Below are 8,107 nucleotides of genomic sequence, written 5' to 3'. Positions count from 1 at the left end.
GGCAGCTCACGCCCGAGCAGCGCGCATCCATCCGGGTCGTCACCGGCGACGGCGCGAAGTGGATCGACTCATGCGTCAAGGAGCACTGCCCGAACGCGGAGCGCGTGCTCGACGGCTTCCACATCGTCAGCTGGATGACCGGCGCGCTCGACGACGTCAGGAAGCGCCTGTGGAACGATGCGAGGCGCGGCGGCGACCAGGAGGGCGTCAAGCGCATGCGCGGCGTCAAATACGCCGTGTTGAAGAACCCCGACCATCTCACCGACCGGCAGGACGAATCCCTCGCCGCATTGAGGAACACGGATCCCAAGGGCCAGCTCTACCGCGCATGGCAGCTCAAGGAACTGCTGAGGAACCTGCTCAAGCACCCGCTCGGACAGGCCACCGCGGAACTCAAACACTGGGTGTTCTGGGCGTCCCACAGCCGCATCCCCGAGATCGTCGAACTCTCCCAAAAGATCCGCAGACGGCGGCCCGACATCCTGCGCACGATCGAGCTGGGCTACTCCAACGCCAGACTCGAGGCGTTCAACAACAGGATCAAGGTCACCATCCGCATGGCCTACGGCTTCCACCACGTGGACAACCTCATCGCCCTGATCATGCTCCGATGCGGCGGCCTCGACATCCGACTACCAAAGCCCACAACCTAACCCACGAAAACAGCACAAGCCTCACAAATAGTAAATGAGGACCGCGAAGAATGCGCCCCAGCAAATCGAGTTGAAGAAGTTGCCTGCGGCCAGCGACGCGATGCCCTTCGGATATCCGAAGAACGAGCGGTCGGCGCGCAGGTCGTTGAGTTCCTTCTCCTCGGCGGAAGTCACCTTCTCGCCGTCCTCGTCCACGATCAATGTCCCGTCGTCTTTGACGCTGTCAGTTGTTTTCTGATCGGACATTTCTTACCTCCTTGAAAGGATGGCTGTAAGCCTTGTCTTTTCACGCCGTTAAGAAAGCGTTAGCAATAACGTAAGGCAGAACGGGGGCACGGCACGGTGAACAAATATCGCATAAAGTGGATATTCCTTTGTCCGTCGGTGTTGCAATCCCGGCGTTACAGCGGTGATACACCCCCGTTCCATGGTCGTTACGCGAGCGCCCAATGATTCCCCGGCTCCCCCCTCGACAGCACAACATCGGGTGCCGTGATGAGCGAGACAGTACTGGTCGCGAATGTCCGTACAACACAGAGAAAGCCCCTCCCGCATACGGCGGAAGGGGCTTTCTCCACAAGGGAGACAAGAACGGGCTATGCCGCGATCAGTCGCCCATGATGGCGTCCTGGATCTTGTTGCGGAACAGGAAGACGCCTGCGGTGACCACCAGCTCGAAGATGGCGATGATCCAGAACAGCGGCAACTGCGCGTCCAGGGTCTTGAGCTGACCGAAGATGATCAGCGAGATGGCGGTGCCGATGGCGGCGGACAACGTGAAGTCGGTCTGCAGCTGTGCCTCGTAGGATTTCGGCGCGCCGGCGGCGACCAGTGACGTGGCCGCGACCCAGTAAGGGAAGCCACCGAAGTTGCCGACCACGTAGTAGATGAGCAGCCATATCACCGAGTACTTGGCGGTCTGCGGGAAGAGCACCACGGTCGGCACGATGAGCAGCAGGTTGGCCACGCCGGAGAAGCCGAAGCCGAAGCACATGCGGTCCACGGACTTCCATCCGCTGCCGAACTTGGTGGCCATGAGCCATGTGTAGAAGATGCCGGCAAGCAAGGCGAAGATGGACACGATGGTGTTGAACGAACCGGGAGCGATCTCGATGCCGAAGAAGTTGCGGTTGATGCGCTGGTCGAGGAACATCAGCAACGTCGTGCCCTGCAGCTGGTAGTCCACGCCGATGACGATCTGCATGATGATGATCGGGGACAGCGCGCCCAGACGGCGGCGCTCCACGCCCTTGATGCGCTTCGAACGCCAGATCACCGCGAAGAACACGATGGCGATCACGAAGGTGAACGAGCTGATGGTGGTGGCCAGCGTGCCGATAGAGGCCTTGCCGGCGCCCACGGCGATGGCGATGGCCGCCGCAATCACCGCGACGACGATGAGCGCACCGAAGCCGTACTTCTTCTTTTCGGCCTCGCTCAGCGGGCGGGACGGCTTGGAACCGATCGAACCGAACACGCGCTTGCCCGGCAGACCGATGCAGGCGGCGATGATGAACGCGGCTATCGAACCGATGAGGAAGCCCCAGTGGTAGTTGATAAGGCCCAGCTGCGCGGCGATGACCGGGGTGATGAAGCCGGCGATGTTGTTCGCGATGGTGAACATCGAGAACGCGCCGTCACGACGGCTGTCCTTGCGGTGGAACAGCAGACCGGTCAGCGCGGCGCTCGATGCACCCATGATCGGCAGGTTCATGAGGACCATGCCGACGATGGCGAACACACGGCCCTGGCTCAGGGAGAACGCCGGCAGGGCAAGCAGGCCACAGGAGATGCCCTTCATGATGTTGCCGATCACGATGGCCTTGCGCGCGCCGAACACACGGTCGCCCAGCCACGAACCGACGATCGAGAACACCGAGTTGATGGCTGCCACGGAGGCGATGAGCTGGGCGGCCTCGCCCTGGGTGAAGCCCAGACCCTCCGTCCACGGCTTGTACAGGTAGAACAGCAGGACCGCGTTGTACGAGGCCCAGCAAATGGAGTTGAAGAAGTTGCTGGCGGTCAGCGGGGCGATGCCCTTCGGATAGCCGAGGAAGGAGTGGTCGTTGCGAATGTTCTCCAATTCCTGCTCTTCGGCCGTCGTCACCTTCTGTCCGTCTTCGTCGAGGACGATGCCTTCGGCGGCATCATCGGATTGTTTCGTTTCAGCCATTGCGTACCTCCTTGTATGAGGAGCCGGATATGCGGAATACATGCGTATTCGATTGATGGATATGTAACTGTGCGCGAACATCTGCGCTGGCTCCAACGGTAAACTGATGCTTTCCTAACATCGGGTACACTTTTCACGAAAAAAGTGGATATTCATGCGTACCGGGATGAACGAAACATTGCCGTTACATGAGGATTCGTCAACCCAGGTTCCGCGACGACCGCGACGACCGCGACGACCGTCACATCCCTCCCATGACGCTTGTTCCGTACTGCGGCACCCCCGGCGGGAACCAAACCGCACGGCGAAGATTTATCCACCTAATCGCAGGAGTGGCGAGTGCGGATGCGAATCGTTTCCCCATACACTGAGGGCAACGATTTGGCATGGATGCCACGGTTTCGCACCATACACCGCCTCATGGCATCGCAGCCCTTCACGCCAATCAAGGAGGGACCAAATGACCATCCAGTTCAACGAGCAGGCCAGGCAATTCCACCTGCGCAACGACTCCATCAGCTATGTGATGCGGGTGTTGCCGGGCGGCGAGCTCAGCCATGTGTACTTCGGCCCCAGGCTCACCGACGACGGCGACCTGGCGGATCTCAAGACCCCGCCGAGCCAAGGGCTGCTCACCCGCGACGCCGCCGACGCCTATTCCATCGAGGACGAGCATCTGGAGTATCCGGCCGCCGGTTCGGGCGACCTCAACCCGACCGCGCTGGCCATCACCGACACGCGTGGCTCTCATGTGATTCGTCCGCTCTACACCGGCTACACAATCACGGACGGCAAGCCGGAGCTCGAGGGCCTGCCCTCCACCTACACCGAGGACGACGGCGAGGCGCAGACCCTCGCGATCACGCTTGAGGACGCCCGCCTCGGCCTCGAGGTGACACTGCTGTACACGCTGTTCGCCGACTTCCCGGCCATCGCCCGCAGCGTGAAGGTCACCAACACCGGCAAGGGCTACGGCAAGCCGGTCGATGTGGACGCCGCCTACAGCGCCGACCTCGACCTCACGGACAGCGATTGGGATCTCATCACCCTGACCGGCGAATGGGGCCGCGAGGGCACGCCGACCCGCGCGCACCTGCGCCCCGGCCACCAGGGCGTGGCCAGCCTCAACGGCCACACCAGCCATCGCGCCAACCCGTTCCTCGTGCTCGCCCGCCCGGACACCACCGAAACCCACGGCGCGGCCATCGGCGCCTCGCTGGCCTACAGCGGCAACTTCGATGCCGACGTGCATGTGGACAGCTACCTGCGCACACGCCTGCGCATCGGCATCAATCCGGAGCTGTTCCGCTGGCGTCTGGAGCCCGGCGAATCCCTGCAGCTGCCGGAGACCGTGCTCGCCTACTCCACCGACGGCCTCGGCGCCCTGAGCCGCACCTACCACAGGCTGTATCGCACGCGCATGGCCCGCGGCCCGTGGCGCGACCGTCGCCGCCCGATCGTGGTGAACACCTGGGAGGCCATCTACATGAAGATGGACGAGGACAAGCTCGTGGAGCTGGCCGAAAGCGCCAAGGACCTCGGCATCGAGATGCTGGTGATCGACGACGGCTGGTTCGGCCATCGCAACTACGATGACACCTCGCTGGGCGACTGGTTCGCCAACCCGGCGAAGTTCCCGAACGGGCTCAAGCCGGTGGGCGAGCGCGTGCATGCGCTGGGCCTGAAGCTCGGCCTGTGGTTCGAGCCGGAAATGATCAGCCGCGACAGCGTGCTCTTCGAGACGCACCCCGACTGGGTGCTCGGCGACCCGGATGTGGAGCTGAGCGTGGGCCGCCACCAGTACCTGCTCGACCTGACCCGCCCGGAGGTCATCGACTATCTCGAGGACATCATGGCGAAGACCATCCGCGAGGGCGGCATCGACTACATCAAATGGGACATGAACCGCCAGCTCTCCGAGGTGTACTCCCCCACGCTGCCGACCGAGCGCCAAGGCGAGGTGTACCACCGCTTCGTACTCGGTTATTATGAGCTGCTGCGCCGGCTCAACCGCGACTTCCCCGAGATGCTCATCGAATCGTGCTGCTCGGGCGGCGGCCGCATCGACCCGGGCGTGCTCGCCTACGCGCCGCAGGCGTGGATCTCCGATGACACGGACGCGATGGAGCGCGTGAAGATCCAGTACGGCACCTCCTATGTCTATCCGCTGAGCATGATGAGCAACCACGTCTCCGCCGTGCCGAACGCGCAGACCGGCCGCATCTCGCCGCTCAAGACCCGTGCGGACGTGGCCTACTTCGGCACGTTCGGCTACGAGCTCGACCCGCGCACGGTGACCGACGATGCCGAGCGCGAGGCCATCCGCGAGCAGATCGCATTGGATAAGAAGTACGCCTCGCTGGTGGCCACCGGCGACTTCTACCGCCTCATCAGCCCGTTCGCGCTCGAGCCGGCGTTCGGCATGGCGCACGCCGCATGGATGGTGGTCTCCCCCGACCGTCGCGAGGCGCTGGTGGGCTACTACCGCACACATGTTGGCGTGAACCTCATGCCGTTCCACTTGAAGCTCGCCGGGCTCGACCGCACAGCCAAGTACCAGGTCGAGGAAATCGGCTTCGACACGAATCCGTGGCGTCCGCGCTACGGCGACGAGCTCGAGGAGGTGGGTCTGACGTTCATCGACGGCTCGTCCGGCGAATGGCGTTCGAAGATCCCCGGCGGCGATAACCTCTCCCGGCTCTTCCGCCTCACCGCGCTGTAATCCCCCTACCTTGGCTCCCCTCGCTCCGAGAGAAGCTGTCCCGGTTCACCGTCCGCAACGCGAACCCGGTCGGTTGGCTCCCTTCTCTGAGGGGAGCTGTCGTCGCAGGCGACTGAGGGGAGCCAAGCCACCAACCACCATCACCCGTAACCATTCCATCCATCACCCGTATCCATCCCATCAATCCAACCGAAAGGAACATCATGAGCGACACCGCACTCACCGACCAGCAGATTGTCGACGCCGACGCGCAGCTGCTGTACATCGGCAACACCGGCACCGTCGAATTCGACCTGACCCTGCCCACCGAGGGCAAGAACGGCTCCACGGTCACCTGGGCCACCAGCGACGAGCGCTGGATTCAGACCGACGGCACCGTGCACATGCCCGAATACGGTCGCGGCGACCGCGACGTGACGCTGACCGCGACGCTCACCCACGGGGACGCGACCGCGACCCGCGAGTTCACCGTCAAGGTGCTCGAACAGGCCAACAAGATCAAGGTCAAGGAGTTCTTCCCCATCGAGCTGAACGTCAAGGCCGGCTCCACGTTCGAGCTGCCGATGTTCGCCGCCGTGCGCACCGACGACGACCGCCTGCTCTCCCAGCGCATCAACTGGGACGACGGCGTGGAGCACACCGCGGGCGAGCCCGGCGAGGAGAGCTTCCACGGCCTGATCGACGGCAGCACCATCGACGCGCACGCCACCGTGCATGTGCACGCCGAGGACCCGCAGGCCCCGGTGGACGCCACCGCCAAGGTCAGCCCGGTGTCCATCAGCCACGTCCGCCTGACCGGCGACGGCTTCCTCGCCCGCAATCAGGCCCGCCGTCTGGAGTTCCTGCGTACCGTGGACGACGATCAGATGCTCGTCGAATTCCGTCGTGCCGCCGGCCTCGACACCAAGGGCGCACCGGACATGATCGGCTGGGACGCGCCGGACTCCCTGCTGCGCGGCCACACCACCGGACACTACCTCTCCGCGCTGGCCCTGGCCTACGCGGCCAGCGGCGACGAGACCATCAAGTCGAAGCTCGACTACGTGGTCGCCTCGCTCGCCGAAGTGCAGGACGCCTTCGAGGGCAAGGAGGGCATCCACCCCGGCTTCCTCTCCGCCTACTCCGAGTTCCAGTTCGACAAGCTGCAGGAGTACGCCCCCTACCCGACCATCTGGGCACCGTACTACACGCTGCACAAGATCCTCGCCGGCCTGATCGACGCCTACAACTACGCGGGCAACCAGACCGCGCTCGACGTGGCCTCCAAGGTGGGCGACTGGACCTACGACCGCCTGTCCAAGCTGCCGCACGAGCAGCTGCAGAACATGTGGAGCATGTACATCGCCGGCGAGTTCGGCGGCATGAACGAGTCGCTCGCCAACCTGTACGCCCTGACCCACGAGCCGAAGCATCTGGCTGCGGCCCGCCTGTTCGACAACGACCGCCTCATGGTGCCGATGCGCCAGCATGTGGACTCGCTGGGCGGCATGCACGCCAACCAGCACATCCCGCAGGTGATCGGCTCGGTCAAGCTGTTCGAGGCCACCGGCGTGCCGTACTACCTCGACCAGGCGAAGTTCTTCTACGACTCGGTGCTCGGCCACCACATCTACGCGCTGGGCGGCACCGGCCAGGGCGAGATGTTCCACCAGCCCGACGAGATCGGCAACCTGATCTTCGACAACACCGCGGAAAGCTGCGCCTCGTACAACATGCTCAAGCTCTCCGCCGAGCTGTACCGCTACTTCCCGGAGGACGCCAAGTTCGGTGACTACTACGAGCGCACCACGGTCAACCACATCGCGGCGTCCACCGATCAGGTGCCCGAGGGCGGCAGCCTGTACTTCTTCCAGACTCAGCCGGGCGGCCAGAAGAGCTTCGACGTGGAGAACAGCTGCTGCCACGGCACCGGTCTGGAATCGCACTTCTACTACGCGGAAGGCGCCTACTACACGGACGCCGACGCGCTGTACGTGCGCCTATACCTCAACGGCACACTGGACGACGAGGCCGCGAAGCTCACGGTGAGCGTGGAGGACGTCAAGCCCGAGCATGTGACCATCGACGTGGAGCATCTGGCCAAGAAGACGCTGCGCCTGCGCGTGCCCGGTTGGAGCGTGGACGGCAAGGTCGCGGTGAGCATGAACGGCGAGGCCGTGGAGCCCATCGTGGTGGAGGCCGCCCGCACGGATTCCGGCGAGCTGGCGTTCACCGCCGACGAGCTCGGCCTCGACACCTTCGACGGCGCGCGCATCGAGCTCGACTTCGAGCCGCACATGCACCTGTTCCCCACCCCGGACCGTCCGGAGCTGGCGGCCGTGGCCTGGGGCCCGTACGTGCTCGCCGCCCTGAGCGACGAGACCAAGTACCTGGACGTGCCGGTGAACGAGTCCGACCCGGATGCCGCGTTCGTGCGCGAACCCGGCACACTCACCTTCACGCATCAGGCCACCGGCCTGAAGTTCGTGCCGCTTGAGCAGATCGAGTTCGAGCACTACCACGCCTACGTGCGCGTGAAGTGATTCGCCGAGTCCGCCCTGCCGTGTCTGCCCCTCTCAG

At 64.0% G+C, this 8,107-nt stretch carries 5 protein-coding genes; 3 read left to right on the top strand and 2 right to left on the bottom strand.

The genetic code is table 11. The features are described from left to right. On the top strand, positions 1-653 hold a 653-nt coding region (locus BMYO_RS10040), incomplete at its 5' end, for a transposase (RefSeq protein ID WP_143249168.1). A gap of 21 nt (positions 654-674) precedes the next feature. On the opposite strand, the gene BMYO_RS10035 is transcribed toward BMYO_RS10040, so the two are convergent. Together BMYO_RS10035 and BMYO_RS10030 are read right to left on the bottom strand one after the other, a co-directional pair. Then, a complete protein-coding gene (locus tag BMYO_RS10035; protein ID WP_094668321.1) occupies positions 675-899 on the bottom strand; it encodes a hypothetical protein in 225 nt (74 codons plus the stop codon). A 361-nt stretch (positions 900-1,260) separates the two neighbouring features. Further along, a complete protein-coding gene (locus tag BMYO_RS10030; RefSeq protein ID WP_158216986.1) occupies positions 1,261-2,826 on the bottom strand; it encodes an oligopeptide:H+ symporter in 1,566 nt (521 codons plus the stop codon). Between the two features lie 460 nt (positions 2,827-3,286). Between BMYO_RS10030 and BMYO_RS10025 the strand changes: the two genes are divergently transcribed. Both BMYO_RS10025 and BMYO_RS10020 read left to right on the top strand, forming a co-directional pair. Further along, on the top strand, positions 3,287-5,548 hold the full coding sequence (locus BMYO_RS10025) for an alpha-galactosidase (protein ID WP_094668319.1): 2,262 nt from the start codon (positions 3,287-3,289) through the stop codon (positions 5,546-5,548). A 203-nt stretch (positions 5,549-5,751) separates the two neighbouring features. Continuing rightward, positions 5,752-8,070 carry a beta-L-arabinofuranosidase domain-containing protein gene (locus tag BMYO_RS10020; RefSeq protein WP_094668318.1) on the top strand — a complete coding sequence of 773 codons (2,319 nt, stop codon included), beginning with the start codon at positions 5,752-5,754 and terminating at the stop codon, positions 8,068-8,070. The last annotated feature ends 37 nt before the right edge of the window (positions 8,071-8,107 follow it).

It is taken from the genome of Bifidobacterium myosotis, from assembly GCF_002259745.1.
Classification (GTDB): Bacteria; Actinomycetota; Actinomycetes; order Actinomycetales; family Bifidobacteriaceae; genus Bifidobacterium; species Bifidobacterium myosotis.
This window is presented reverse-complemented; position numbering and strand designations above follow the sequence as displayed.